The following is a 25,336-nucleotide window of genomic DNA, read 5'->3' on the forward strand; positions in this document are numbered from 1 at the left end:
GCTTCGTCCCGGTTGCCTCGACTCCTTAATAGGCGCGCTTATTATGAGCGTACATATCAAAGAGGGCAGCGTGCGATGAACGACGACAATGTCTGGCGGGGCGAATACGCGGTCGAGACGTCGGCAGCCCCGGAGACGATCTGGAGCATCTTCCGCGATGTGCCCGGTTGGAAAACCTGGAACGCAGGTATCGAGCAGATCGACATTGACGGGCCATTTGCGGCCGGGACCTGGTTCACGATGAAGCCTCCCGGCGAGGACGCGCTGCGCTCGCAGCTGATCGAGGTCCGCGAGAACGCGTGCTTCATCGACGAAACGCGGGTCGGCGATCTCGTCATCAAGGTCGCCCATCGCATCGAATCCCTTGGGGCAGGACGCACGCGCATCGTTTACGCCGTCGACGCGCGAGGGCCGCAAGCGTCCGAGATCGGTCCGGCCGTCGCGTCGGACTTTCCCGATGTTCTCGCCAGCCTCGCCAAACTCGCCGAAACGAGATCGGCGTGATTGCCGTCGAGCAAAAATAAAACGGCCGGCGGGTGGCCGGCCGTTGAAGAATTCTCAGTTACACGCGAAGCGGATCAGACCGCGGAGGTGATCCACTGCTGCAGCTTCGCCTTCGGCGCCGCGCCGACCTGGCGGGAGGCCATCTCGCCGCCCTTGAAGATCATCAGCGTCGGGATCGACATCACGCCGTATTTCGACGCGGTCTTCGGGCTCTCGTCGACGTTGAGCTTCACGATTTTGACTTTGTCGCCCATCGCGCCGGCGATCTCGTCGAGCGCAGGTGCGATCATGCGGCAGGGGCCGCACCATTCGGCCCAGAAATCGACGACCACGGGGCCGTTCGCCTTGAGCACTTCGGCTTCGAAATCGGTGTCGGAAACCTTGCCAACGGCCATGGGAGTACCTCACTCGGTTGAAAGAATCGGCGCGCATGGGAATCGCGCCCGGGATCATGCCGTCAACCTATGAACGGCCCCTTGCCGGGTCAAGGACGCTCGCACTGAGATGAAGGGATGCCAGCGCCGCGTCCAGCGCGGGGGCTGAAATCTCCATATATTCAAGGGCCTCGGTCCAGAGCAGGACGGCCCTGATCGGCTTTTGGGGATAAAGCCGCGCCAGCACCGCCCGGTACAGCGCAAGCTGCCGGACATAGGCGGCAGGCGCCTCAGCGGCGCTTTTGGGCGCCGCCTGGTTGGTCTTGAAATCGACGATCAGAACCTCATCCGGACGAACGACCAGCCGGTCAATCTGCCCCGACACCAGCGCTGGCGCCCGCCCCGGCCGGTCCAATCGGCCGACGATCGAGACCTCGGCACGGCTGCCGGCGGCAAACACCGGGGCAAAGCGCGGTTCGGCGATCAGGGCGAGAACCTTGTCGGCCAGCGCGGCCCGGTCGGCCTCCGTCCAGCCGGGCGCGTTGCGCGCCATGAAGCCAAGCGCGGCCTCGCGCCGGCGCTCGGGGGCGATGTCGGGGAGGGATTGCAGCAGCCGGTGCACCAGCGTGCCGCGCTGCAGCGCCACCGCGCGCGACTGCACCGATTCGCCCGACCGCACGCTACGGCCGTCCTCGGCCGACTGGCCGGAGGGGCGCACGGGATCGTCATCGACGCTCTCGCGCGGTAACGGCGTCCGCAGCCAGTCCGGCAATGCGATCGATTGGTCCACCGCCATCGCAGGCGTGCCGAGCGCCGCGACATCCGCCGGCCGGGCGAATCGGGTCACCTTGCCGAGCGGCGTCTCGATCGTCTGCTTGTCCAGGCCCGAGCCGGTGAGCCCGGTGTCGATGAGGTCGTACCAGCTCAGCTTGCGCACCGTCTTCATGTTGCCGGGCATGCAGCCGCCGACGATCAGCCGATCGGCCGCGCGCGTCATCGCGACATAGAGCAGGCGGCGATACTCGTCCTCGGTCTCCTCGATCATCGCCTTGCGTGCGTCGGCGACGGGCTTGGGATCATCGGCCTTGCGCCCGGCCCAGACCACGACCTCGCCGCCATTGCCGCGCGGCACGTGGATCAGCCGGACCCGCTGCGAATCCGCGGGCGATGATGTCGTGTCGACCATGAACACAACGGAGGCTTCCAGGCCCTTGGCGCCGTGCACCGTCATCACCCGCACCTCGTCGCGCGAGATCTCCATGTCGCGCTTCACCTCGGTGTCGGCCGAGCGCAGCCAGGCCATGAAACCCTGCAGGGAGGCCGGTGCCTTGCGCTCGTAGTTCAGCGCCAGCTCCAGAAACTCGTCGATCGCGTCGTTAGCCTCATGGCCGAGCCGGCGCAGGATCCGCGCGCGTCCGCCGTCGCCGCCGAGCAGCCAGGCGTAGAAGGTGAACGGAGTCTCGTCGCGCGACCGCGCTTCGCAGGCTTCAAGCCGCCGCAGCGCCGTGGCGAACGTCTCGCTTGTGGCAGCATGTTCGGCAAGCGCGCGGCGCAGCGAGCCCTTGCGGCCCCAGGCGAGCTGGAACAGGTCGTCGTCATCGAGCCCGAACAGAGGGCTCTTCAGCGCAACCGCGAGCGCGAGATCGTCCTGCGGCAGCAGCAGCGCGTCCGCAAGATTCATCAGGTCGATGATCGCGATGTGCTCGGTCAGCTTCAGCCGGTCGGCGCCGGCGACCGGAACATTGGCGTGCTTCAGCGCCTGGATCACGGCGTCGAACGCATTGCCGCGCCGGCGCACCAGGATCAGCATGTCGCCGTAACGCAAGGGCCGGCGCTCGCCTTCGTGTCCCGTCAGCGTGCCGCTCTCGACCAGTTGCTTGATCTCGGTCTGGATACGGCGGGCGAGCTTCACCTCGGGGCTGGTGGCGGCGACGCCATCGAACGGCGCGCGCCAGCCCTCGATCTCCTGCCTGTCATCGGGCTCGGCGAGATCCCACAGCTCGATCACGCTCGGGCCCGCATCGGCGAGCGCATTGTGCAGGGGATGGCCGATCTCGGCCGAATGGATGCTCTTGTAGATCTGGGGCTCGCGGAAGACGTGGTCGACCGAGTGCAGGATCGCCGCGCCCGAACGGAACGAATAGGTGAAGGCGACCGGATCGAACTTCAGCCCGGCGGCGGTGAACTTGCTGCGCAGCTCGCGCCGGCGCGCGTCGAATTCTCGGGGTTGGGCGCCCTGAAAGGAGAAGATCGACTGCTTCTCGTCGCCGACGGCAAAGACGGTGCGGTTCAACCCTTCGCGCGCGCCTTCGCCGGCGGTGAACTCCGAAATGATATGCGCGACGATGTCCCACTGCCGCGGGCTCGTATCCTGGGCCTCGTCGATCAGCACGTGGTCGACGCCGCGATCGAGCTTGTAATGTACCCAGCCTGAAGAGACGCGGTTCAGCATCGCCAGCGTCTTGTCGATGAGGTCGTCGTAGTCGAGCAGCCCGCGCTCCTGCTTCTCACGGCGGTAGTTTGCGGCGGCCGCGGTCGCGATGTGCAGCAGGGCCGCGGTGCGGTCGCGCATGGTCACCGCGCGGCGCTTCTCGATCAATCCGCCGAGGCGCTGCACCTCGTTCTCGAACAGGCGGGCGACGGATGGGTTGTGATCGCCAAACTTCTTCGTCAGCACCGCCTTGCGCGGCAGTTTTTCGTCGGTGAGGAAGACGCCGAGATAGGCGTCGACCTGCGCGGCACCGGAAAACACCTTGGCCTCGCGGAGCCGGCTGGCCTGGTCGTTGTCGGACTTGCTCCCGTCCTCCAGCGCGAAGGCGATGTCGTCCCAGCGCGACCGCGGCAGGAAGGGACCGTCGAGAATTTCCGTCTCGACGTCCTCGATCCGATCGCCCGCCTCCACGCCCAGCACCGCCGCCATCTGCTCAGCAGCTGCCCCGGCGTTGCCGGCCTCGTCGGTCCAGGCCATGAAATGATCGCGGCTGAGACAGGCCTCCCGCACGACCTCCTTGAAAGTGACGTCGGCCGCGCTTGCCATCGCGGTGAGCAGCGCGCGGCCAGTGACGGTCTCCGGATCGCGCGCGGCTTCCAGCAGCACCTTCAGATTGGCGCGCTCCATCATGTCGGTCTGGTCACGCTCGTCGATCACGGCAAAGCGTGCGGGAACATTGGCCTCGAACGGAAATTGCTGGAGCAGGCGGGTGCACAACGCGTGGATGGTCTGCACCTTCAATCCGCCCGGCGTCTCCAGCGCGCAGGCGAACAGCTTTCGTGCTTCGCGGCGTAGTTTTCGATCGGGATGTGGGATGCCGACCGCCTTGATCGCCGCGTCGAGCGCGTTGTCGTCCAGCGTCACCCAATGACCGAGCGTCGTGAACACGCGCTCCGCCATGTTGGCGGCGGCGGCCTTGGTGAAGGTGATGCAGAGGATCTTTTCCGGCGGCACGCCCGACAGCAGCAGGCGGATCACCCGCTGCACCAGCACATGCGTCTTGCCCGAGCCGGCATTGGCCGACACGAACGCCGACGCAGTCGGATCGGACGCGCGCGCCTGCCGCGCACGCACCTCGTCGGGAATGGGACGCGGCAGCTTCACCATTCCTCGATCCCCAAACCGCCGGCCGCGGACCATTCCTTGATGCGGGCGAGGTCGTCATAGGTGCCGTAGCGGTTGGTCCACATCGGCAGGTTCAGCGAGGTGTACGCCTGGTTCTCGTCCTCGAAGGCACGGATCAGCGCCTCCAGCTTGGCCCGGGCTTCGGCGGCGGCCGTGTCCGGCGGCTGTGGCTCGTCGCCTTGCCTATACTTGAGCTCGAGGATGCGCTCCTCGCCGGGTGGATTGTTGCCGCTCAGGCGCACATAGACGAGCTGGCTGACGGACGAACCCGCGTCGATGTCAGGGAATCCGCCCTCGCGCAGGATCGCGGCTTCCAGCGTCAGCTGCGGCGACAGGCCCATGCGGACCTGCTTGCCGGTCGGCGGCTGCCCGGTCTTGTAGTCGAGGATGGCATAGCTGCCGCCCTGGCGCCGCTCGATGCGGTCGGCGCGGGCGGAAAGCTGGAAGCTGCGGTCGTTGTCGAGCCGGATCGAGATCTCGCCACGCGTTTCTGCCGTGATGACCTCGATCACGTCGCGACGCGCCGTCTCCCATTCGCCAAACCAGCGCGCGATGCGCTGGAAACGCGGCCACCACAGCGCGCGCGCTTCGGGGCGCTCCATCAGCGGCGCAAAATACTTTTCGCCGATCGCGCGCAGCACGCGCGCGGGATCGTCGGGCAGGCGCGTGGCGTAGCTTTCCGTGAACTCGCCGAGCGCATCGTGGATCGCCGAGCCGCGGTCGGCGGCCGACAGCGGCATGTCGACGGGGTCGAGCGCATCGAGCCGCAAAATGTGCTTTGCGTAGATCGTGTAGGGATCGCGCAGCCAGTCCTCGATCGCGGTGACCGACATCTTCAGCGGCCGCGTTGCGCGTGGCGGCCGCGGCTCGGGCTGCTTGACCGGCTTGACCTCGTCGGGCTGGTCCAGCGCGCCCGCAAACTGCACGTATTTTTCGCCCGCGCGGATGGCCGTCTTCCAGAGCTCGTCGCCCGCGACCGCCTCTAATCGATGCAGGAAGCGCGAGGCGACCGCCGGTGCGCCACCGGCTTTCGCGGAATGGGTCAGGATCACCTCGTCGCCGCCGAGCAGTTGCGCGAAATCGTGTGCGGAGAGGCCGATGCGGCGCTCCGGCAAATCGAGGCCAAGTTCGTGCCGCATCGGCCGGCTGAGCCAGGGATCGATGCGCGGCGCCGGTGGCCAGACGCCCTCGATCAGGCCGCCGATGATGACCCGGTCGGCCTGCATCAGGCGCGATTCCAGCGGGCCGTAGATCTGCAGCCGCGCGCCGGGTCTGTCCCGCCGCCGCACGGCCCGGTCGCTGAACGCGGTCTGGAAGACGTCGGCATAGTCAGGCAGCGTCACCATCAACCCGCTGGTGGTGCCGCCGCGCAGGAGGTCGTCGAAAGCGGCTGCGAGCGCCAGGCCCTCGCGCTCCTCGAAAGCGAGCGGGATGCCCTGCTCGTCGCGCGACAGTTCGATCATGATCTCGCGATGCCGGTGCGCGAGCTCGGCGAAGTCGTACGGTCTCGATGACGCGAGACTCTCGATCGGCGCCAACGCTTGTCGCAGGGCATCGATCAGCGCCTGGATGCGATCGAGGTCCTCTGCCTTCAGACGCGCACGTGGCTCCGCGTGGTGGAGCGCAGAGACCTCCTTGCGCCACAGCTTTGCCAGCTCCTCACGGAAACGATTGAATTCGCGCAGCAGGCCCGCGGTGCCCGCAGGCGGCCGCGTTCCGCGCAGGACTGCAAGCTCGAGGCCCTCGATCGCCGCCTTCCATGCGCCAGGCAGCCGGCGAAGCCGGCACAACGGATGCTTCAGCATCGCCAGCAGTGTCGGCGGCTCCAATCCCTTGGTCGCCGCTTCCGATGCCAGACGCGCAAAAACGCCGGCGGATGTTTCCATCAGCACGTCGCCGCCGGAATCGTCGAAGGCGAGATCCCATCGCGTGAGCGCGGCCATCACCCGCCGCGCCAGCGCGCGGTCGGGCGTCACCAGTGCCGCCGATTTGTCGAGATGGCGCGCCTCGCGCATCGCGATGGCGATCGCAAGCGCCTCCATTTCGGGATTGGGCGCCTCGACCACCGCGAGGTTTGACATGCCGCCGGCGATCTTCGCTGCGACATCCGGTTGCTTCAGCCGGTCGTGCCAGACTTCCGTCTTGGCAGATGGCCGCATCGATTCGGAGGCGAGCAGATCGCGGCCGCCGTCCGCTGCCGGTTGAAGCAGCTCGACATCGCCGCGCTTGATGCCAAAGCGCTCCAGCAGTGCATGCATCGCATATTGCGGATGGTTCGACGCCGGATGCTCGGCGAACTTGCCGAGCGAATCGCGCACGCCGCCGATGCTGCGCCAGGCGTCGTCGTCGAGATCGGTGTCGAGGCCGGGCAGCACCACGGCACCATGCGGCAGCGATGCGACCGCATGCAGGAATTTTGCGGTGGCCGGCATCGAGCCGGTGGAGCCGGCGGCGATCACGGGGCCATGGGGATGCGCGGTCAACCGCCTGGCTTCCGCCGCGATCAGGAGATCGCGCCGCGCCGCGGGCTCGATCCGGTTGATCTCGGCGAGATGGCCGGGCCACGCGATGCGCGCGATCCGCAAAAATTCGAGCGAGTGCTGCCAGTAGCGGTCGAGCATGTCGGGCACCAGGCCGTCGAGCGCGCTCCAGTCGACGCCGCGCGTCACCATGTCGTCGATCAGGCGTGCGAGGTCGCCGGCCAGCGCGAGTGTCGAGGCGGGGCCGCCGACCACCAGCGGGGACAGCACCGGGCCCTTGGCCCAGGCGGCCACGAGCTGCGCCAGCGTCAGCCGCCGTTCGAGCTCGCCAAGCCGTGGCGGAATGTCGAGCGGCGCTCCGCCGGAGAACTGCTCACCCTCGTCGGCGAAAGCGAGTTCGTCCTCGTCGATGTCGCCGAGCGCGACGATGCGCGGCAGCACCACCGCATCGGCGGCCATCTCGTCGAGAAAGATCTCGCGAACGACGCGCATGGCGCGCCTTGTCGGCAGGTACAGCGTGGCATCCGCAAGCCGCGCCGGTTCCTTGCGCGCCTCGAATCCGTCGACCAGCCGGCCGTCGAGCAGGCTCGAGACGACCGTGCGCAGGAACGGAACTGAGATGGGAACGCTGAAAACGCGCATGGGCTGCCTGATTCGGGAATCAGGCGCCAATATAGGGAGGCGGATTCAAATGGATATGGGTGGGGGGGAGATAGTCCCCGCTGTTCGCTGGACTAGGATCAGGTGCCGTAGGGTGGGCAAAGGCGCACTCGCGCCGTGCCCACCCATGTATCCCCGATCTCTAAGCAGAGAGATGGTGGGCACGCTTCGCTTTGCCCACCCTACGGTACCCACGTCCGGGACGCGAGAGCTGGCCCTACGCCACGCTCTCCAGAAACGCCTCTTCCGCCGCATGCACGGCATCGGGCGTGCCGACATGCATCCAGACGCCGTCGAGGCGAAGGCCGAACAGCCGCTCCTGCTCGTTGGCGCGGTCGAACATCTTGGTCAGTGAGAACTCGCCCTGCGGTGCGTTGGCGAAGATCGATGGCGACAGGATCGCCGCGCCGGCATAGACGAACGGAACGACCTCTTTTTCCTTGCGCTTGCGCAGGGCGCCGTCGGGCAGCATGCCGTAATCGCCGCGGCCGCTATAGCCGATGCTGGTCGCGGTCGGCGCCATCAAGAGCAGAATGTCCATGCGCTCAGGGTCGAAGTTTTCCGCAAGCCGCGCCAGGTTCGAGCGCACGCCGTCGATCCACAGCGTGTCGGAATTGACATGGAAGAACGGCGCGTCGCCGAGCAGCGGCAGCGCCTTGACCACGCCACCGCCGGTGCCGAGCACCTGGTCGCGCTCGTCCGAGATGGTCACGCGCGGATGCTGGCGGGATGCGGTGTGGTTGATGATCTGGTCCGGCAGATAGTGCACATTGACGATCGCCTCGGTCACGCCGGCGTCGCCGAGCTTGTCGAGCACATGGTCCAGCAGCGGCTGGCCGGCCACCGGCACGAGCGGCTTCGGCATCTTCTCCGTCAACGGACGCATGCGCAGCCCGAACCCCGCAGCGAGCACCATGGCTTTGGTCGGTTTGACGGACATCGTTCGCTTTCTCAGACTCGTCTTTCCCGGAATCCTGGACTTGAGAACTTTTGAAGTTCGCGTACGCAGCAATCCTAACACGGACCGCAATTGGCCGCACCGCGTCTTAACCGCCTTAACCACCTGCCGTGACGGTTGTACGACGGGTGTGGCCGTCACGCCCCAACGGATGTGGAACGCGCCTTCTTCTTCTTGTCGCCGAGCTTGAGAAAATTGACGCCGATCTGGTCGCCGTTGACCCACGCCAGCTCACAGCGACGGTACGCAAGTCCGGTGGACGACAGCAGGAGAAAAAATTCCTTCAGATGCAGGCCCTCGACCGAGCCGTCGACGGTCAGCTTGGCACCGCTCTCGGAGACGTCCTCCATGGTGCACTCGCGCCGCCAGGTGCCGTCGATCCCCATCATCTGGGCCGGTATCCCGCGCTCGAAAACAACCCGGCTGTTGCCACGATGGTCCGTCTTGACCGCCATCTGCCCTTGCTCCAGCCCCGTCCTTGTCCGGCTGCCTGCGGGCGATGATACCGATGCGATGGCTAACAGGCGGTAAATCGGGCCGCGAATCAGGCTTGGGGCTGCTCTTGAGGCTGTTCTTCAGACGGCTCTTGGGACGCCCCCTGGGGCGGCGGGACGTTGGCGAGATACCAGTCGCGCAGGTGAGCCAGCGCGGGATGTGCCAGCGAGCGCTGGAGGTAGGTCCAGATCCGCGGCTGGTGGCGCAGATAATGCGGCTTACCGTCGCGGCGGTTGAGGCGGGCGAAGGTGCCGAGCAGGCGCGTGTTCCGCTGCGCCGACATGATGGCGTAGAGCTCGGCGAAGCCGGCCGGATCGAAGCTCGCATCGGCCGTGCGCCGCGCCTTGATGTAGCGCGACAGCAGTGTCAGCTCGAGGGTCTCAGGGACGTCGATACGCGCGTCCTGCAGCAGCGACACTACGTCATAGGAGCGCGGCCCGAGCACGGTGTCCTGGAAGTCGATCACGCCGACGCGCGCCATGCCAGTACGATCGGCGAGCCAGATCAGATTGGGCGAGTGGTAGTCGCGGATGATCCAGGTTTTTGGCGCGGCCAGCGGCTTCTTCAGCAGCTCGCGCCACATCGCGAAGAATTCCGCGCGCTTCTCGTCGCTCAGCGGCGCGTTGCGATCGGGCAGATACCATTCCGGCATCAACCCGATCTCGATCAGCAGCGCCTCGGTGTCGAAGGCAGGAATGGTGTAGGTCTGATCCGCCAGCCGCAGCGTCTCCGGCAATGTCTTGCTGTGCAGCACGGCCAGCACGTCGGTCGCAGCTTCGTAACGTTCGGCGATCGGGCGCGGCGGATCGCCTTCGATCACGCCGTCGCTGCCGAAATCCTCGGAGATCAGGAAGCCGTGGTCGAGATCGTAGTGGTGGATCGCGGGCGCTGAGACTCCCGCCACGCGCAGGCCTTCGTCGACGGCAACGAACGGCTTGATGTTCTCGGCAAGATGCACCGCCGCGCTGTAGGATTTTCCGTTGTACATCGCAGCGCCGTCGGGCCGCTGCGGAAAGTTCATGAGGATGACGATCTCGTCGTCGCGCAGCAGTCGCGCATAGGAGCGGGTCGAGGCATCACCGGCCATGTACTTGCGCCTTGCATCCATGTAGCCGGATTCCTCGAGGAATTCCCGCAGCGCCTTCAGCCGCGCGACTTGTGCGGCGGCCTTGCCGTAACCGGTGAAGTCGGCGGCGCGCGCATTCGAGCCCAGCGCCGGCCGGTGCGTCAGAGCGATGTCGATGCGGTCTTGCGGCATCGCCGACGGTGCGCGTTCCGGCCATTCGATCAGGACGAGCGTGGCATCGGGAAGCGGCGACAGGCCGATCTCCTCGAGCTCGCTTTCGTCCTCGACGCGGTAGAGATCGGCATGCATCACCGGAAACGGCGGCAGCTCGTAACCCTGCACCAGCGTGAAGGTCGGGCTCGGGACTTCCAGCGCCTCGTCGCCGGCGAGATAGCGGATCATGGCGCGCGCAGCCGCAGTCTTGCCGGCACCGAGATCGCCGGTGAGGGTGATGACGTCGCCGGGGCCGACCAGCAGCGCGAGGTCGGCCATCAATTGCGCAGTGGCCGTCTCGTTGACAAGCGCGACGGAGAATGTGGTCGGTTCAGTCATTCGGCGGCGTCGCGATGCGCCGCCTGGTCGGTCGGGAAGTCGCAGATCACGACCGTGCCCCTGCCCACGATCGAATCCACCCGCACCTTGCCGCCATGCAGCTCGACGAAGGAGCGCACCAGCGACAGGCCGAGCCCGGCGCCGCGGTGACGCGACCCCTGCGAGCGGCTTTCGAACCAGTTGAACACCTTGTCCTTCATGTCGGCAGGTATTCCAGGCCCGGAATCTGTCACAGTGAAGACCACGCTGCGTTCGGTGCGGCGTGCGCTGATGCCGACGGTGGAATCCTGTGGAGAAAACCCGACGGCGTTGGCGAGGAGGTTATAGAGCACCTGCACCACGCGCTTCTCGTCGCCGACGAAGCTGCCGATATCGGGCGCGATCTCGACCTTGAGGCGGATGCGGTCGGTGGCGAGGCGGTCCTGGATACCCTCGGCGGCGAGCTCGATGGCCTTGCTGACGTCGACCGGGCCGAGTTCCAGCTTCATGGCGCCGGCGTCGATCGTGGCGAGATCCAGGATGTTGTTGGTCAGCGCCAGCAGGGCGTTGGTGGATTTGGTGACGTAGTCGAGATATTCGGCCTGTTTCGGCGTCAGCGGCCCGGTCGAGGGATCGCTGAGGAAATGCGCGAAGCCGATGATGGTGGTGAGCGGCGAGCGCAGCTCGTAGGAGACGTGGTGGACGAAATCCACCTTCATCTGGTCGGCGGCCTCAAGTGCCTCGTTGCGCTCGCGCAGCGCACGCTCGACATTCTCGGTGTCGGTGATGTCCTGGAACGTCAGCATGGTCGCGCCGTCATGCAGCGGACGGATCATGCCGTCGAGCACGCTGCCGTCCTTGCGTTCGAGCTTCAGCGGCACGTCGGCGCGGCTCTCGATCGAGGTGACGGCCTCGCGGATCTGCCGCCAGACTTGCGGGTCGTCGAACAGCTGATGGCACCAGCCTTCGACCGTCTGGATGTGCGGCTCGTCGCGCATGGCGTCGCTCGACAGCTTCCACATCCGGACGAAGGCCGGGTTGAACAGCTGCGCCCTGCCGTTGCTGCCGAACACGGCGACGCCCTCGGCGAGGCTGTCCAGCGTCTCGCGCTGGACGCGGATCATGCCGTCGAAGCGGCGGGCGAGCTCGAGGCTTTCGGTGACGTCGTCGAACAGATAGGTGACGCCGCCTTCCGGATTCGGCGTGGTGACGACGGAGAGCGCGCGGCCGTCGGGCAGGTACCAGGTGTCCTTGGCGGCCTCGACCGCGCGATAGGCCTCGTGCAGCTTGGCCTTCCAGGCGCGGAAGTCCGGCTGCTCCGGCAGCTTGCGCGCTGCGCGGAGCTGGTCGAGCACGCTGGAATCGTCGGGATTGGCGTCGAGGAAGATGCGGTCGAGGTCCCACAGCCGGCGGTAGGAATCGTTGTAGAAGGCGAGCCGTCGCTGGCCGTCGAACACGGCAACGCCCGAGGAGAGCTGGTCCAGCGTGCGCCGATGCGCCTCCGCCATCCGCACGAGCGCCGAGCTCAGCGCATCCGCCTCGCTGGCATCGATGGCGACGCCGACATTGCCGCTGCCGACATTGACCGCGCGGACGTCGTAGATGCGCCGCTCGCCGCCGATCACGATCGGCAGCCGCGAGGTGAAACTGGCCGCGTCCTTCAGGCCCCGCTCCATCGCGGTCCGGTCGGCACTGTCGAGCAGCTCGAGCTTGCGCTGCTGGGCGTCGATGACGCTGCTTGCCTCGGTCGCGCGCACATAGGCCGGATTGGCGTAGCTCAGCGCGCCGTTCTCGGCCTTGGCCCAGATAGGCCAGGGCGCGGCGGCGGCAAAGCCGCGCAGCATCTCGGTCTCGTCGGCGAGGGCCTTGTAACGCAGATTGGTCTCGGCCAGATCGCGCCGGAGACCGGAGAGTTCGCGAATCCTGACAATGGCCTGGCCGCCGATGGCGCGGCCGATGGCCTCCAGCGTGTGGCCGTGCGCGGTGGTCAGCGTCAGCTGGAACCCGTCGCCGCGGTCACGTAGCGCATCGACCGCGTGATCCATTTGGAGCGCAGGTTCCGGCGGCAGCCACGTTCCGAACGCGAGGACGCGCTGGGGGGAGGAATCGCGCGGCAGCACCATGGAGATGTCGCCGGAAATCTGCGCGCGATTGTCGCCGGCCGGCCACGAGATCAGGATCTGCGGCTCGGCGAACAGCAGCGCGCCGAAGCGATCGGACTGGAGTTGCAGCTCCCCGATCCGCGCGCGCAGCCGCGCCTCGTTGTTCGCCGTGCGCACGCGCGTGCGCATCAACAGGATCGCGGCCACGACCGAGAAGCCGAGCAGCGCGAGCGCGGTGGCCAGCACCGCGAGTTCCTGCCGGTTGAAGTCCAGCATTATGGAAAGTGTGTCGACGAGGTCGGCAGCCTCAGCCGGCGCAGCCGGCAGCAGCGCCGCGAGAGCGCCTCCCAACAAGCCGTTGCGCGCCAACGATGTGCACGACAGCAGCGTCCGACGCATCGACACGATCACGCCTGACATAGTTGCCCCAGATCGCACGAATTTGCGCGCGGCGACCCCCGTCGCGCGCGAATCAAACGACAATACCCCCACCGTGACTCCAGCGGTAAGAGTCCAGATCGTGAACGCAAAGGCGGTCCCACAAAAATGCCGGGCGCGCGGTTCCAATCCTCGTAGTTCTTCGGGTGATTCGGCTGGAGCTGCCGTGTGTTAGCGGCCGGTCGAGCCGAAGCCGCCGGCGCCGCGATCGGTCGCGGACAATGTCGCCACGGGAACCAGCGCGGCTTGCACCGCCGGCGCGATCACCATCTGCGCGATGCGCTCGCCGCGCTTGACCACGAAGGGCGCCGCGCCGTGGTTGATCAGGATCACCTTGATCTCGCCGCGATAGTCCGCATCGATCGTGCCGGGCGAGTTCAGCACGGTGACGCCGTGCTTGGCGGCAAGGCCCGAGCGCGGCCGCACCTGCGCCTCGTGGCCGGGCGGCAGCGCGATCGCGAGGCCCGTCGGCACCAGCGCATATTGGCCGGCAGCGAGCGTCAGCGGCTCGCTGTCGGGAACTGCGGCCATCAGGTCGAGGCCGGCGGCTTCGGAGGTCTGATAGGCCGGCAGCGGAAGGCCTTCGGCGTGGGCCAGTTGCTGCAGTTCGACCGTGACTTTCGTGCTCAAGATGCCGGCTCCCGGGATTTGTCGGTCACGCTCTTTGCAACATGCGCGACCAGCTCGATGGCGACCTGTTCCTTGGTCATCACCGGCCAGGAATCAACTGCGATCTCGCCGTCCTCCTCACCATTCTTGCGACTGATCAGATGCACGGTGTTGCGGTCGCCGCCCATCACGCCGGTCGCCGGCGAGACGTCGTTGGCGACGATCCAGTCGCAGCCCTTGCGGGCCAGCTTGGACTTGGCGTTGTCGATGAGGTGCTCGGTCTCGGCGGCAAAGCCGATCACCAGCGGCGGGCGCCGGTCGGTCAGCTTCGAGATCGTGGCGAGGATGTCGGGATTCTCGACCAGCTGAAGCGGTGGCATGCCGGCCGAGGTCTTCTTCAGCTTCTGCTCGCCCTCACTGGCGACCCGCCAGTCGGCGACCGCGGCCGCGAAGATCGCGATGTCGGCGGGAAGCGCCGCCTGCACCTGCTCCAGCATCTGCCGGGCTGATTCGATGCGCTTCACCGTCACGCCCGGGGGATCGCCGAGATCGACCGGGCCGCTGACCAAAATCACCTCGGCGCCGGCAGCCTGCGCGGCGGCGGCGATGGCAAAGCCCTGCTTGCCGGAGGAGCGGTTGGCGATGTAGCGCACCGGGTCGATCGGCTCGTGGGTGGGACCTGCGGTGATCAGCACGCGCTTGCCGGCGAGCGGGCGCGGCACCGGCGGCCGTAGCAGGCGCTCGGCGGCGGTGGCGATCTCGATCGCCTCGGACATGCGGCCGATTCCGGCTTCGCCTGCCTCCGCCATCTCGCCGGAATTCGGGCCGATCAGGACCACGCCGTCACGCTGAAGCTGCGTCACGTTGCGGCGGGTCGCCGCATTGTTCCACATCAGTGGGTTCATCGCCGGCGCCAGCAGGACCTTGCGGTTGGTCGCAAGCAGGATGGCGCTGGCGAGATCATCGGCATGGCCATTGGCCATCTTCGCCAGGAGATCGGCGGTCGCGGGCGCGACGACGATCAGGTCGCAGTCGCGCGCCAGGCGGATGTGCCCGGCGTCGAACTCGCTCTGGGGGTCGAACAGGTCAGTGTAGACGCGCTCATGCGACAGCGCGCTCACGGCCAGCGGCGTGACGAAATGCTGCGCCGCCTTGGTCAGGACGCAACGGACCTCGATCCGGCGTTCCTTGAGCCGGCGGATCAGGTCGAGCGACTTATAGGCCGCGATCCCGCCCCCGATGATCAGGGTGACGCTGGCCTCGGGGAGGGCGCCGGTCCGTTGCGGCGTGGGGGCGGTGGACTGGGCCGGCGGCAGCGCAAACGGCGTCAGCGGCTCCTCGCGGCCCTCGATCAGCTCCCCGAGGATGACCCGGACCTCTTCCTCGACCGACCTGCGGTTCCTGGCCGAGCGCAGGCGCAAATAGGTTTTGACGCCCTCGTCGAGCTTGCGGATGGTCAGGCTTGCCATGACGCCCCTCCAGCACGGAATGATAGCGATGCTATCGTTTCCGTGATTGCAGTGCAATCACAGATTCCGGACGGCGATCAGGATTCCGATGAAGGTGGCGGCGATGATCCAGAGCGCCACGGTGCGCCAGCGGTTCTTGCGGCCTTCGCTGCGCCCCATCGCGGCGATGCTCTCCGGCGACAGCCGGATGCCTTCCCGCGTCATGGTCTCGAGCTGCTCGAGCACCGCGACCGAGCGCTGCGCGATGTCGGGCAGGCGCATCAGCACGCGGGCGAGGTCGCTGCCGCCGGAGAGCGCGCCCTGCACCCGGCCGAGCGGGCCGAGATTGCGCTCGATCCATTCGCGCACCACGGGGTCGGCGACCTTCCAGATGTCGAGCTTGGGATCGAAGGCGCGCGCCACGCCCTCGACGACCACCATGGTCTTCTGCAGCAGGATCAGCTCGGGCCGCGTCGTCATGTCGAACAGACCGGTGACCTCGAGCAGCAGCGTCAGCAGCCGCGCCATCGAGATCTCTTCCGCCGTGCGGTTGTGAATGGGTTCACCGATGGCGCGGATCGCTTGCGCAAAGTTCTCGACCGAGTGGTGCGCCGGCACATAGCCCGCCTCGAAATGCACCTCAGCGACGCGGCGATAATCGCGGGTGATGAAGCCGAGCAGGATCTCGGCGAGGAAGCGCCGCTCCTTCATCCCGAGCCGGCCCATGATGCCGAAATCCACCGCGACCAGACGGCCGGCGTCATCTAGGAACAGGTTGCCGGGATGCATGTCGGCGTGGAAGAAGCCGTCGCGCAGCGCGTGGCGCAGAAAACTCTGGATCACCTTGCGGCCGAGATCGGGCAGGTCGACCTGCGCCTCTGCCAGGCGCTTGTGATCGTTCAGCGCGATGCCGTCGATCCACTCCATTGTCAGCACGTTGTGCGTGGTGCGGTCCCAGTCGACGGTCGGCACGCGAAAATCAGGATCGTCGCCTGTGTTCTCCGCCATCTCCGACATTGCAGCCGCTTCCAGCCGCAGGTCCATCTCCATCGCGACCGAGCGCGACATGGTGTTGATGACTTCGATCAGGCGCAGACGCCGCGCCTCGCTCGAATAGGTCTCGGCCTTGTGCGCGACGTAGAAGAAATCGGAGAGATCGCGGCGGAATCGCGAGGCCACGTTCGGCCGCAGCACCTTCACCGCGACAGGCCTGCGGACACCGTCGCGCGACACCTCGCCGCGATGCACCTGCGCGATCGAGGCGGCGGCGACCGGCGGGCCGAGGCTCGCGAACACGTCCTTGAGCGGACGCTCCAGCGAGCTCGCGATCGCGGCTTCCGCTTCGGCTTGCGAAAACGGCGGCAAGCGATCCTGGAGGCTTTCCAGATCACGCGCCATGACGACGCCGACGACGTCGGGACGCGTGGCCAGAAACTGCCCGAGCTTGAGATAGGCTGGGCCCATCCGGGTCAGCGCGCGCGTCAGCCGTGGTCCGTGCTTTGGACCGCGCCGTTCGACGAGGCGCGCAAGCTTCAGCGCGAGTTGCCCTGGCGGCGGCACTAGGGTCGGATCGACGGAACCGAACACGCCCTCGCGCGCAAACACGAACGCGGCGCGGATCAGGCGCGAAATGTGGGTAATGGAAGAAATCACAAACGCCAGCCCGAATGCAGTGCGACGATGCCGCCGGACAATGTCTGCCAGCCGACGCGGGCGAAGCCGGCGTCGCGGATCATGTCGGCGAAGGCGTTGGGTTTCGGAAACTTGCGGATCGATTCGACGAGATACTGGTAGGACTCGGCGTCGCCCGTGACCATGCGGCCGAGCGGCGGGATCACCTTGAACGAGAACAGGTCATAGATCCGGTCGAGCCCAGGCATCTCGACGGTGGAGAATTCCAGGCACAGGAAGCGGCTGCCGGGCTTCAGCACGCGATAGGCCTCGCGCAGCGCCAGGTCGATCCGCGGCACATTGCGAATGCCGAAAGCGATCGTATATGCGTCAAAGCTGCGGTCCGCGAAGGCGAGCGCTTCGGCATTGCCCTCGACGAAATCGACCTGGGTGTCGAGATGCCGCTTCGCGGCACGCTCGCGGCCCACGGCCAGCATCTCGGCGTTGATGTCGCACACCGTGGCATGGAAGCCGGGACCTGCCGCCTTGGCAGCGCGGAACGAGATGTCGCCGGTGCCGCCGGCAACGTCGAGCAGCGCGAACGGCCGGTCACCCCGCGGCGGGTTGAGCGCGGTGATCATGATGTCCTTCCAGACCCGGTGCAGGCCACCGGACATCAGGTCGTTCATCAAGTCATAGCGCGACGCCACGCTGTGAAACACATCGTTCACCAGCGTCTGCTTGTCCCCCAGGGGAACGTCCCTGAAGCCAAAATGCGTGGTTTCGCCCGGCCGATCCATTACTCCACTCCACTGGGCGGACCATAGCGCGGCCGCCGCAATGGCGCTATCACACCGCCCTCATAAGGTGAATGCCTGACCATGCCTGAATTGCCCGAAGTCGAGACCGTCCGCCGCGGCCTTCAGCCCGTCATGGAGGGTGCGAAAATCCTCGTCGCAGAGGCCCGCAGGCCGGATCTGCGCTTTCCCTTCCAGCCCGATTTCGTGGCCCGGCTCCAGGGGCAGGTCGTCACGGGGCTTGGCCGCCGTGCAAAATATCTCATGGCCGATCTCGCCTCCGGCGACGTGCTGCTGATGCATCTGGGCATGTCGGGCTCGTTCCGCGTCATCAAGCCGGACAACGAGGCCGCGCCGGGCGAGTTTCACTACCCGCGTGGCAAGGACTCCACGCACGACCACGTGCTGTTTCGGATGTCCTCCGGCGCCGACATCGTGTTCAACGACCCGCGCCGCTTCGGTTACATGAAAGTGATCGCGCGCAACGCGCTTGAGGACGAGCCACTGCTGCGCGACCTCGGTCCCGAGCCGCTCGGCAACGAATTCGATGCTGCGATGCTGGCGCGGTCGTGCGAGGGCAAGACGACGAGCCTGAAGGCCGCGCTGCTCGACCAGCGCGTGGTCGCCGGGCTCGGCAACATCTATGTCTGCGAAGCGCTGCATCGCTCGCATCTGTCACCGCGCCGCATTGCCGCGACACTCGCGACCAAGGGTCGCAAGGGTGTCGGCGGCGGCGAGCCGACCGATCATGCGAAGCGGTTGGTGAGTGCCATTCACACCGTGCTGAACGACGCGATCAAGGCCGGCGGCTCCAGCTTGCGCGACCATCGCCAGACCTCGGGCGAACTCGGCTATTTCCAGCACTCCTTCAAGGTCTATGACCGCGAGGGCGAGACCTGCAAGACGCCAGGGTGCGGCGGCACCGTGAAGCGATTCACCCAGAACGGGCGCTCCACCTTCTGGTGTCAGAAATGTCAGAAGTGAAGATCGGGCCTGCCGCCGATAGGCCGTGAGTCTCGGCGAAGGCGACGACCCCACCACGCCGTCATTGCGAGCGCAGCGAAGCAATCCAGAATCCCTCCGCGGAAAGACTCTAGATTGCTTCGCTGCGCTCGCAATGACGAAGAGGATGGTTGCTCGCCTGAAAAAACGCGAAGCGAAGCAATCCGGCCGGGCTGGTGGCCGGATTGATTCGTCGCTTGGGCTCTTCAACCGGATAAGTGAAGAGGCCGCCTGTCGTCCGAGCGATCGCCCCGCTCAGGACGCCAGTGTCGTGGTCTCGTCCGCCGCGTGTTCGGCGGCGACGTGCAGCATCCCGTCCGCGACCGAGATGACCTGGTCGATCAGGACGTTGGTCGTGGCTTCGAGCTCGAGACGGGTCTCGATCCAGCGCCAGAGGCCGCGGATCTCGTCCGCCGACTTGCCGTTCGGCGCGAATTCGCTGACGGCGAGGCCGCTCGCGAGTGAGTCCTGGTGGTCGTTGCGCATCACGATCAGCGGGCGCGCGAGCACCTCGGCGAGATCGAGCGCTGCTTCCTCGGCGAGCGTGTTGGCGGCGTTGTCGATGCGCTGGCCGCGGATCGGCGCCTGGTTCAGCACGAAGCCGTAGGGCCGCTTCCAGGCGCGCGCGACGCTCAGCGTCGAGACGGTCGCCTCGATGTCGGCAACGCTCGGGCGAGCGGGAATCAGGCAGAGGTCGGAATGGCGGATCGCGGCGGTGGTCGCGGCGCTGAGGCCGGCCGCGGTGTCGACGATCGCGAGCTGCAAGCCGCTGTCGGCCAGCATCTTCAGGCGCGGCGCGATGTCGGCCGCGTGATAGATCGGCTCGACGACGAGATCGTCAGCGTGGCGGCGACGCAGCCAGTTGGACAGGGTACCCTGGGGGTCGGTTTCGATCAGGCGGACGGTGAAGCCGGCCTGCTTGGCCGCCAGCGCGAGGCCGATGGCAAGCGTGCTCTTGCCACTGCCACCCTTTTGGGTGGCCAGTACGATCGTGTGCATGGAAAGTTGAATCCTTTGGAATGCTTGGGTCTGTGGGGTAACGCCACGCGAACGTGCATCGCTTCTCGATGCTGAGCTCTACTCGCTCAGGACGTGCCCTGCCCGATCCAAAGGGGACCGCGGATGTCCGAATCAACGGTAACGATGATGGCAGAATCGGGAATGCCAGCTAATCCGTACCAATACTGGACCCGTCATCGCGCGTATGATGTGCTTGCCGCCGTGAATAAAAGGGGCAGGCGGCATGGGCGGAAACTGGCGCGACCGGACGGCAACGATCTTTGAATGCCAGAAGATGCCGGCGGTCTCGAGCCGCGGCATGGTGGTCAGCAACCATCCGCTGGCCTCAAGCGCCGGCGCCGAGATGCTGGCCGCGGGCGGCAACGCCATCGACGCCGCGATCGCGACCCTGTTCACGCTGACCGTGGTCGAGCCGATGATGGTCGGCATCATCGGCGGCGGCATGGCGCATATACGTCTGGCTGACGGCAGCCACCGTTTCATCGATGGGCAGAGCACCGTGCCCGCCGCGGTGCGCGACACCACCTACACCTCCGCGCCGGGCGCGGCGCATGACGTGTTCGACACCGTCGGCAACGAGAACCTCAACGGCCCGAAGGCGGTCGCCACGCCGGGCTCGCTGAAAGCCTGGTGCGAGACGCTGCGCCGGTTCGGCACCATGTCGCTTGGCGACGTGATGCAGCCCGCGATCAAGCATGCCGCGCGCGGCTATGCGGCGACGCCATATTTGCACGAATGCATCAGCGAGAGCGCCGCCGAGATGCGCAAGGACAAGCCGATTGCGGCGATCTATTTGCCTGATGGCGAGCCGCTCAAGGTCGGCGAACGCGTGGTGCAGGCCGAATATGCCGAGACGCTCCGCACCATCGCCGACCACGGCGAGACCGCGCTCTACGAGGGGCCGCTTGGTGACATCCTCGTCGACTACATGGAGAAGACCGGCGGCTTCATCCGCCGCAACGATCTCACCGGCTACAAGACCGTTGAACGGCAACCGATCCGCGCCGACTATCGCGGCTGGACTATCCTTGGCCCGCCGCCGCCCGCGGCCTCCGGCGTCCACATCGCGCAGATGCTGAACATTCTCGAGGGCTATGACATCGGAGATCTCGGCTTCGGTACATCAGAGACCATCCACTATCTCGCCGAAGTCCTGAAGATCGCCTTCGCCGACCGTGCGGCCGCCAGCGGCGACCCTGATTATGTCGGCGTGCCTGTAGAGAAGCTCACGTCGAAGGCCTATGCCGACGAACGCCGCCGCGCCATCGATCCGGCGCGGGCGCAGGCCTGGGGCGCCGGCGTCTCGCAGCTCGAAGGCGCGCACACCACGCACATGACCGCGGCGGACGCGTTTGGCAACGTCGTCGCGACCACGCAGACCATCAACAATCTCTTTGGCGCCAAGATCATGATCCCGGGCCTGGGCGCCATCGCCAACAACTACATGAACCTGTTCGATCCGCGCCCCGGCCACGCGCTGTCGCTGGCGCCGGGCAAGCGCGTCACCACCTCGATGTCGCCGATGATGGCGCTGCGCGGCGGCAAGCTGCGCTATGCGCTCGGCCTGCCCGGGGGAAAGCGCATCTTCCCCAGCGCGATGCAGGCGCTGGTCAATCTGATCGACCACGGCATGAGCCTGCAGGAAGCGGTCGAGGCGCCGCGCATCTGGACCGAAGGCAACACGCTCGAAGTCGAGCAGAAGGTGCCGGAGGCCGTGCGCGCGAAGCTTGCGGGCCTCGGCCACAAGGTGCAGCCCGTCGCGACGGTGGCGGGCGGCATGAACGGCATTGCCTTCCACGACGACGGCAGCATGACCGGCGCCGCCTGCTGGCGCGCGGACGGCACGCCGGTCGGGATCTCTGGAGGGCTTGCGCGGAGCGGTGTCAGGTTCAGGTTGAGCTGACCGCGCATTCACAAGGACGGTGCGCTCGTACCTCTTGTACAACTGACGTCGTCCAATCGCCGGCAGGTGTCGCGACCGCAAATCCAGCGGTTCGCGGTTTTCGAACCTCCGCGGTATTTTTCGGTGCGAGGCAGATGTCGCCTATGCGGCCCGATCCGCGCAGATGACGGCACAAGTTCGGCAATGTAGGGTGCGGAACACTGGCGGCAGGCTCGTCGATCAGCGTCTGAGTAAGGCTGTGCGTATGGGCGGCGATATAAGCGGCGACTTCCTGGCCGGCGGCGGCGAGATGGGCTCTTTGACGCGAGCGTTTGACTGGTCAAGCACATCCGTGGGCTCTCCGGACACTTGGCCCCAAAGTCTTCGAGTTACAGTGCGGCTCGTTCTGACCTCGCGGCACCCGATGTTCATTTGGTGGGGACCAGAACTCATCCAGTTCTACAACGATGCATACCGGGAGACGATGGGGCCGGAAAGGCACCCAAGCGCTTTGGGCGCGCGCGGCCGTGAGTGTTGGGCCGAGATCTGGGACATCATTGGTCCCCAGATCGAGTACGTCATGTCGGGCAAGGGGGCGACCTGGAATGAGGACCAGCTGGTGCCGGTGACCCGTCACGGGCGCCGCGAGGACGTTTGGTGGACGTACAGCTTTGGTCCAATTGATCTTGAAGGCAAGGTGGGCGGCGTGCTTGTCGTCTGCAGGGATGTCACGTCCGAGCATATGGCAAGGGAAGCGCTGAACCTCATCAATGAGGAGCTGAAGCACCGCGTCAAGAACACGCTCGCAGTGTTGAGCGCGGTAGCTGCCCAGACATTTCGTGACCCGACGAGCAAAGCCGATCTCGAAAAGTACCAGGCACGGCTCGGCGCGTTTGGACGAGCGCAGGATCTGCTGACCGCATCAAATTGGGCGGCCGCGCCACTCCACGATGTGATCGGCACTGCTCTTGCACCTTATCGGACAGGCGAAGGCCGCTTCATCGTCTCGGGTCCTCCACTCGTCGTGAAATCTCGACAAGCGCTGGCTCTGTCATTGGCGCTCCACGAGCTCGCGACCAACGCTTCGAAGTACGGCGCTCTGACCGTAGCGGGAGGCTGCGTATCGATTACATGGTCAACCGAGGCTCAGGATGGCGAGTCAAAATTTGTCTTTGTCTGGCAGGAGATTGGCGGTCCGTCCGTATCGAAACCCGTCGGCACAGGCTTTGGCTCCAGGCTGATTTCCCGGGTGCTGAAGGACGATTTCAGCGGTTCCGTTGACGTTTCGTATGGCGCAGCCGGGCTTACATGCAGGCTGACCGCGCCCCTCGAAAATCTGGGACCTTCGCCAAAGAGCACGTGAGACCGTGTAGGAGCTGCGTGGCTCAACGGAGAGGGCATTGCGTTCCGCACCGCGTCCGGGACACGAGAGAAGTGTTATTCTCTCTCGCCTACTTCCGCACGCAGATCACGCGGACGACGGCCGCCTTCGCATCCGTCGACGTGCCGTTCGCCGTGACATCGTTCGCCTTCAGGAAATTACGCACCGCTTCTGCAGACACCATCACCGCCTGCGACGCCGGCACCGATGTCGCGGGCCCCGCGACCATCGCCGGCTTCAACAGCGCGACGCCGGCGAATTTGCCATCGCCGTCGATGGCCGGGCTGCCGGAGAAGCCGACCGCCGGAGGAGGGGAAAGCGCGGAATCGCTTGCTGTGACCGGCGCCAGCGCGCCCTTGAGGCTCGACACGCCCGCAGCTCCGCCCTGGCTCTGCGGATCGGCAATACCGATGACATCGACGCTCGTCTTCGCTGTACCGCCGGTGAGGCTGAGCGGCTTCAGGCCGCGCGCGCCGTAGATGTGCAGGAGCGCGAGATCGTGCTCCTTGTCCTCGGCGAGACGGTCGGCGCTGCCATAGCCGGCAATGGTGATCGCGAGACAGTTATCGGTGACGAGGCGGTCGGTGACAATCGCACCGTCGTCGCTGACGACGATGCCGGTGCCGTATTCGACGGTCTTGCGCGGCGGCGGCCCGGCCTGCGGTCCCGTCGGAAACGCATTGAACGCGCTCGACATCGCGATAACGACCGGCTCGACGGTGTTCTCCGTCGCCTGGTCGTAGAGGATCGTCATGGTGCGGACTTCGTCGCCCTTAAAGGTGCCTCGCACGTAGAATTTCTTGAGGCCCTGCAATCCCGATAGTACGAAGAAGTCGGGCTTCACCACGGTGTAGTCGACCTTGCGCCCCGACGGCTCCTTCTCCAGCTCGGCGAGTTTCGCCGTGGTCGGGTTGGCTTCCTTGCGGCGGCTCAGCAGCACCTGCACCGTGCCGGTCGGCGAAGTCCATTTCGAGCCGTTGGCATCGGTCGCCTGCTGCGGCACCAATTTGCCGGGGATACCGAGCCGGGCGCCGCTGGTCGGCTCCATCACGATCTTCCAGCCGACGCTCTCCTGCTTCCGCCGCGCGGTCTCGGCGAGCGCGGCGCGCTCCTGCGGATTGAGCACGCCGGTCGGCTTGCCGCCCTTGGCCTTCTGATAGTCCTTGATCGCCTCGACCATGCGCGCGCTGACGTCGCCGGTGATGGCGCCGTTATATTGGCCGACCCAGGCGAGGTCGGACTGGAGCGACAGCCGTTCCGCCTGCGCCATCGCATCGGCCGTCGCCGACGGCGTCTGCAGTGCGGGAGGCCGGATCGGCACGGTCTGGACCGGCTTCGGCTTGGTGCCGGGGATCTCTGGTGTCGTCATCTGGGCGCTAGCGCCTGTGGCAGCCGCGAACATCAGTGTTGCCGCAAGCATCGATCTCATGACAAATCCAGCCAGCCCATTGAACGTGCTACCATTGAAGCACATCTCGTTGGTCGCGAACAATGTTGGGGTGGTTCAGGTGTTGCGCCGCCTCATCATGAGGGGCGAGAGGTACGAAGGACGACGATGCTGAGCCCGGACGAACTTGAACGCTATGCCCGGCATATAGTGCTGCGCGACGTCGGCGGGCCGGGCCAGGCTGCGCTGAAGCGGGCCTCCGTGCTGGTGATCGGCGCCGGCGGGCTCGGCGCGCCCGCGCTGATGTATCTGGCGGCCGCCGGCGTCGGCACGCTCGGCGTGGTCGATGACGACGTGGTCTCGCTGTCAAACCTCCAGCGCCAGGTGATCCATACGACGCCCGATATCGGCCGGCACAAGGTCGAGAGCGCGGCCGAGCGGATCTCCGCGCTCAATCCGCATGTCCGCTTCGTCGGCCACGCCACCTGGCTCAATGCCGACAATGCGCTGAGCATGATCGGAGACTACGATCTCGTGCTCGACGGCTCCGACAATTTCTCGACGCGTTATCTGGTCTCGGACGCCTGCTTCTTCGCGAAGCGGCCGCTGATCACGGCGGCGCTCGGCACGTTCGACGGCTCGCTCACCACCATCCGCGCGCATGAGAAGAATGAGCAGGGCGTGTTCAATCCGACCTATCGCTGCCTGTTTCCGGAAGCGCCGCCGCCCGGCACCGTGCCGGCCTGCGCCGAGGCCGGCGTCATGGGCGCGCTTGCGGGCGTGATGGGCTCGATGATGGCGCTGGAGGCGATCCGCGAGATCGTCGGCTTCGGCGACGGCCTCGTCGGCCGCCTCTTGATGATCGATGCGCGCGCGATGCGCTTCGAGACGCTGCGCTACGCGCGCGATCCGGCCAATCCGCTCAACGGCGATGGGCCTGTCATCACTGACCTCAGCGCCCATCGCACCTGATCG

The 25,336-nt window shown here is 66.3% G+C and carries 18 protein-coding genes; 5 read left to right on the forward strand and 13 right to left on the reverse strand.

The window, feature by feature from the left end; translation table 11 throughout:
- Positions 1 to 75 precede the first annotated feature (75 nt).
- On the forward strand, positions 76 to 504 hold the full coding sequence (locus CT676_RS04870; RefSeq protein ID WP_135214045.1) for an SRPBCC family protein: 429 nt from the start codon (positions 76 to 78) through the stop codon (positions 502 to 504).
- 74 nt (positions 505 to 578) lie between these two features.
- Here CT676_RS04870 and trxA read toward each other — a convergent pair whose 3' ends face one another.
- The 11 genes from trxA to ubiE form a co-directional block, all read right to left on the reverse strand.
- Entirely contained in the window at positions 579 to 899 is a 321-nt protein-coding gene (trxA, locus tag CT676_RS04875) for a thioredoxin (RefSeq protein ID WP_007598398.1), read from the reverse strand.
- Between the two features lie 67 nt (positions 900 to 966).
- Positions 967 to 4,476, reverse strand: coding sequence for a double-strand break repair helicase AddA (addA, locus tag CT676_RS04880; protein WP_167767944.1), 3,510 nt, complete (start codon positions 4,474 to 4,476; stop codon positions 967 to 969).
- Positions 4,470 to 7,616 carry a double-strand break repair protein AddB gene (addB, locus tag CT676_RS04885; protein WP_135214047.1) on the reverse strand — a complete coding sequence of 1,049 codons (3,147 nt, stop codon included), beginning with the start codon at positions 7,614 to 7,616 and terminating at the stop codon, positions 4,470 to 4,472. Before addB ends, addA begins: the two co-directional genes overlap by 7 nt.
- Positions 7,617 to 7,851: 235 nt before the next feature.
- The gene (locus CT676_RS04895) at positions 7,852 to 8,574 is read right to left on the reverse strand and encodes a nucleotidyltransferase family protein (RefSeq protein WP_071908906.1); all 723 of its coding nucleotides are present in this window, start codon (positions 8,572 to 8,574) and stop codon (positions 7,852 to 7,854) included.
- A 155-nt stretch (positions 8,575 to 8,729) separates the two neighbouring features.
- Positions 8,730 to 9,047 carry a PilZ domain-containing protein gene (locus CT676_RS04900; RefSeq protein ID WP_135214048.1) on the reverse strand — a complete coding sequence of 106 codons (318 nt, stop codon included), beginning with the start codon at positions 9,045 to 9,047 and terminating at the stop codon, positions 8,730 to 8,732.
- 89 nt (positions 9,048 to 9,136) lie between these two features.
- Positions 9,137 to 10,705 carry a tRNA (adenosine(37)-N6)-threonylcarbamoyltransferase complex ATPase subunit type 1 TsaE gene (gene tsaE, locus CT676_RS04905; protein WP_135214049.1) on the reverse strand — a complete coding sequence of 523 codons (1,569 nt, stop codon included), beginning with the start codon at positions 10,703 to 10,705 and terminating at the stop codon, positions 9,137 to 9,139.
- On the reverse strand, positions 10,702 to 13,206 hold the full coding sequence (locus tag CT676_RS04910; protein WP_135214050.1) for a PAS domain-containing sensor histidine kinase: 2,505 nt from the start codon (positions 13,204 to 13,206) through the stop codon (positions 10,702 to 10,704). Before CT676_RS04910 ends, tsaE begins: the two co-directional genes overlap by 4 nt.
- Before the next feature lie 189 nt (positions 13,207 to 13,395).
- Positions 13,396 to 13,854: a dUTP diphosphatase gene (gene dut / locus CT676_RS04915; RefSeq protein WP_135214051.1), complete on the reverse strand. Its 459-nt coding sequence runs from the start codon at positions 13,852 to 13,854 to the stop codon at positions 13,396 to 13,398.
- Positions 13,851 to 15,302 carry a bifunctional phosphopantothenoylcysteine decarboxylase/phosphopantothenate--cysteine ligase CoaBC gene (coaBC, locus tag CT676_RS04920; protein WP_135214052.1) on the reverse strand — a complete coding sequence of 484 codons (1,452 nt, stop codon included), beginning with the start codon at positions 15,300 to 15,302 and terminating at the stop codon, positions 13,851 to 13,853. The genes dut and coaBC overlap by 4 nt, the downstream gene beginning before the upstream one ends.
- Positions 15,303 to 15,359: 57 nt before the next feature.
- A complete protein-coding gene (gene ubiB / locus CT676_RS04925; RefSeq protein ID WP_135214053.1) occupies positions 15,360 to 16,934 on the reverse strand; it encodes a 2-polyprenylphenol 6-hydroxylase in 1,575 nt (524 codons plus the stop codon).
- A complete protein-coding gene (gene ubiE, locus CT676_RS04930) occupies positions 16,931 to 17,692 on the reverse strand; it encodes a bifunctional demethylmenaquinone methyltransferase/2-methoxy-6-polyprenyl-1,4-benzoquinol methylase UbiE (RefSeq protein WP_135214054.1) in 762 nt (253 codons plus the stop codon). The genes ubiB and ubiE overlap by 4 nt, the downstream gene beginning before the upstream one ends.
- Before the next feature lie 81 nt (positions 17,693 to 17,773).
- On the opposite strand from ubiE, the gene mutM reads away from it, so the two are divergent.
- Positions 17,774 to 18,673 (forward strand): bifunctional DNA-formamidopyrimidine glycosylase/DNA-(apurinic or apyrimidinic site) lyase, encoded by a 900-nt coding sequence (mutM, locus tag CT676_RS04935; protein WP_028149815.1) that lies wholly within the window; start codon positions 17,774 to 17,776, stop codon positions 18,671 to 18,673.
- 273 nt (positions 18,674 to 18,946) lie between these two features.
- Here the strand turns inward: mutM and CT676_RS04940 are convergent, their stop codons facing one another.
- On the reverse strand, positions 18,947 to 19,690 hold the full coding sequence (locus tag CT676_RS04940; protein WP_085405035.1) for a ParA family protein: 744 nt from the start codon (positions 19,688 to 19,690) through the stop codon (positions 18,947 to 18,949).
- Positions 19,691 to 19,934: 244 nt separating this feature from the next.
- On the opposite strand from CT676_RS04940, the gene ggt reads away from it, so the two are divergent.
- Positions 19,935 to 21,614 carry a gamma-glutamyltransferase gene (gene ggt / locus CT676_RS04945; protein ID WP_135214055.1) on the forward strand — a complete coding sequence of 560 codons (1,680 nt, stop codon included), beginning with the start codon at positions 19,935 to 19,937 and terminating at the stop codon, positions 21,612 to 21,614.
- A gap of 373 nt (positions 21,615 to 21,987) precedes the next feature.
- A complete protein-coding gene (locus CT676_RS04950; protein WP_244623070.1) occupies positions 21,988 to 22,956 on the forward strand; it encodes a PAS domain-containing sensor histidine kinase in 969 nt (322 codons plus the stop codon).
- A gap of 88 nt (positions 22,957 to 23,044) precedes the next feature.
- On the opposite strand, the gene CT676_RS04955 is transcribed toward CT676_RS04950, so the two are convergent.
- Positions 23,045 to 24,403, reverse strand: a complete 1,359-nt coding sequence (locus CT676_RS04955; RefSeq protein WP_167767945.1) for a serine protease — start codon at positions 24,401 to 24,403, stop codon at positions 23,045 to 23,047.
- Between the two features lie 126 nt (positions 24,404 to 24,529).
- Here CT676_RS04955 and moeB point away from each other — a divergent pair, with 126 nt between their 5' ends.
- Positions 24,530 to 25,333, forward strand: coding sequence for a molybdopterin-synthase adenylyltransferase MoeB (gene moeB / locus CT676_RS04960; RefSeq protein WP_039155124.1), 804 nt, complete (start codon positions 24,530 to 24,532; stop codon positions 25,331 to 25,333).
- Positions 25,334 to 25,336: the final 3 nt, after the last annotated feature.

This window comes from Bradyrhizobium sp. MOS001 (genome assembly GCF_004634465.1).
Classification (GTDB): Bacteria; Pseudomonadota; Alphaproteobacteria; order Rhizobiales; family Xanthobacteraceae; genus Bradyrhizobium; species Bradyrhizobium barranii.